At 47.9% G+C, this 2,589-nt stretch carries 3 protein-coding genes; all 3 read left to right on the forward strand.

All coding sequences use genetic code 11. The annotated features are described in order from the left end of the window. Positions 1–261 (forward strand): OmpA family protein (locus tag ABYW01_RS18995; RefSeq protein WP_372835883.1); only part of this gene is annotated, 261 nt, incomplete at its 5' end. A gap of 261 nt (positions 262–522) precedes the next feature. After that, the gene (locus tag ABYW01_RS19000; RefSeq protein ID WP_372835884.1) at positions 523–1,566 is read left to right on the forward strand and encodes a polysaccharide biosynthesis/export family protein; all 1,044 of its coding nucleotides are present in this window, start codon (positions 523–525) and stop codon (positions 1,564–1,566) included. A 39-nt stretch (positions 1,567–1,605) separates the two neighbouring features. Then, a partial coding sequence (locus ABYW01_RS19005) for a GumC family protein (RefSeq protein WP_372835886.1) occupies positions 1,606–2,589 on the forward strand: 984 nt, incomplete at its 3' end.

A 2,589-nucleotide genomic window follows, 5' to 3' on the forward strand; every position in this document is an offset into this window, starting at 1 on the left:
AAGGTTGTCGCGGATGCTCGCGAGATGAAGCCTCGTCGTGTGGTTCTGACGGCTCACACGGATACATCAGGTAGTCGATCTCACAACGAGGCGCTATCTCAGCGTCGAGCTCAGGCTGCTGCGCGTATGTTGCGTGCTGAGGGTGTAGAAGTATCCGAAATTCGCGCGTCGCATTATGGAGAGTCAAAGCCGCGTGTATCAACCAAGGATGGTGTGCGCCATGCAGGTAACCGTCGAGTTGAAATTGACTTCGAGTGGTAACCGAGCACGGAAAATTGCTTGATATAAGGAGTGGTTTTAAACCGTTGGTTGAATAAATAAACACTTGTTTATTTATATCGATGTTGTTTAATAACCACTCATAATTTGTGTTGCTTTATGCGGCATGTGGTCTGTTGCGTTAGGTTATTAGCAGCGGGCTAAATACACTCTCATAAGTTTATTTTCTGAGAGTGTCGCTGGATGAGTTATCCGGCATGGAATTACGACGTGATGTGCTGCATACCGGAGAGGTTTCGACCCATGATCTGCTCGACAGATAACAAGTTTAAAAAGGCAATTAAGTGGATGGTTGGTCCAGCACTGATGGTGCTTTTGTCAGGTTGCTATGTGCCGCATGAAGCTGCCACTGTGGAAGATGGTAAAAAAGTATATGAGCAGGATCCATTGCCATACTTTGATACGGATTACCAGATATCTCCGGGGGATCGTCTGGAGGTTACGTATCACGTAGATGTTGAGCAAAAAGATCGTTACGAAATCGCTATCGGTGATCAGATCCGTATTGAATTCTATCACTACCCGCAGATGGACCGTACGTTGAACGTACGTCCCGATGGGCGAGTCACTGTTCCATATAAAGGTGACGTTATGGCGGCGGGTCGTACGCCGATGGAACTCTCTGCAGCGGTGAACGAAATCTATTCCGATTTTCTGACAATGCCGCAAAGTACCGTTTCCCTGATTCGTTACGGTGCGAAAATTCGTGAGCTGAAAGAAGCGATTCGTACAGCACCACGTGGTCAGAGCCGCGAAGCAGTTGTGCAGTCTGATGGCACGGTTAGCTTACCGCTGCTTTCCGCTATTAAGGTAGCGGGAAAATCAATCAATCAGGCGTCTGATGCGATCAACCTGGAATACGAGAAAAGTGTGCCAGGCATGTTTACGTCTACCGCGATATTGCAGGCTACGGGCAATCGGGTTTATGTATTCGGTGCGGTTCAACGACCAGGGTTTTATCAGTTGAATGGCCCAACTACTGTATTGCAGTCTGTTGCTTTGGCCGGAGGCTTTGCCGATTTTGGTGAAGCAGGCTCCACGCTATTGATCTCACGTGATGAATTTAACCGTCCAGTTGGGCGTCTGGTTGATCTGGCATCTGTACTTTCCAGTGGTAACTCAGGACAGGATTATTTCGTTCGTCAATCCGATGTTGTATTTGTGCCTACGACAACTCTGGGACGTGCGGCTCTTGTGGGTGATGCGATCCGACGGATGATCCCGGTGAATCTGGGCTTTACGTATACGCTGGACGACACAGTCGATCTAATTGGGCCTAACCAGTAATTCAGGTGAATACGCATTTTTTTGGGGTGATAATCAGTTATGGATAGTAGTACGAGCAACCGTAGAGAAGGTGGTAAGTTAACCTTCCGCGATATCGTCGCAATCTTTTTCTATACCAAGCGCGTCTTTGTATTCACCTTTATAGGTGTCATCATTGGAGCGTTGTTGCTGGCCTTCGTCAGTCCGTCTACTTATACGGCTAAAGCACGTCTGTTGGTAAAACCACGTATAGAAAAGCCAGTGGTGTTTGATGAGGGGGCAGATTCCCGTTTCAACGTAGTTGATAACGTATCTGACCAGACGTTGAACACGGTTGTTCACCTGTTTAGTTCTGCTGATGTGCTGCGTGAAGTGGTAGAAATGCACAATTTGGCGCCGATGGATGATGATTCAGCAGTGCTGGACGCAATTTCCGAACTTCGCGGCCAATTCCGTGCGGAACCGTTGGCAACATCAAATATCGTAGAGATTATCTACTCAGCACCGGATGCTGATCAGGCTCGTGACCAGCTAAACACTCTCTTGGATGCGTATATCGATTATTACATCGAGGTAAACCAGGGTCTGAAAGGCAGTCTTGAGTTCTTTGATGAGCAGGTTGCTTTGTTCCGTGAACGCTATATTCAGCTGAGTAATGAGTTGGCTGCAGCGCGTAAGAATCTGAATTTGGCGAGTCCAGAGCTGCAGGCTGATAATATGCTGGCAGTAGTAAGAAACCTTGAAACGCGAAAAGCGGAAATTGCGGGTCAGTTGAAGTCGTCCAAAGAGCGCTTGTCGTTCTTGCAGGGGGCTTATAACAAGGTTGGTACAGCCGGTTATGTCGGTTTAACGACTGAGCTCCGTCAGAACTATCCAGCATTAGTCGAGATGGAACGATCGCTCGCGCAGTTGATTATCAATAAGCAGACAGCAGAAAGTAACTTCCAGCCGAGTTCTAAGCCGGTGACTGATGCGGTTGAACAGTACAACAACATGCGCGGTCAGATTCGAGGTTATATTCGACAGGTGATCGGAAAGCTGCAG

Origin of the sequence: Pontibacterium sp. (genome assembly GCF_041587635.1) — a bacterium.
Classification (GTDB): Bacteria; Pseudomonadota; Gammaproteobacteria; order Pseudomonadales; family Balneatricaceae; genus Pontibacterium.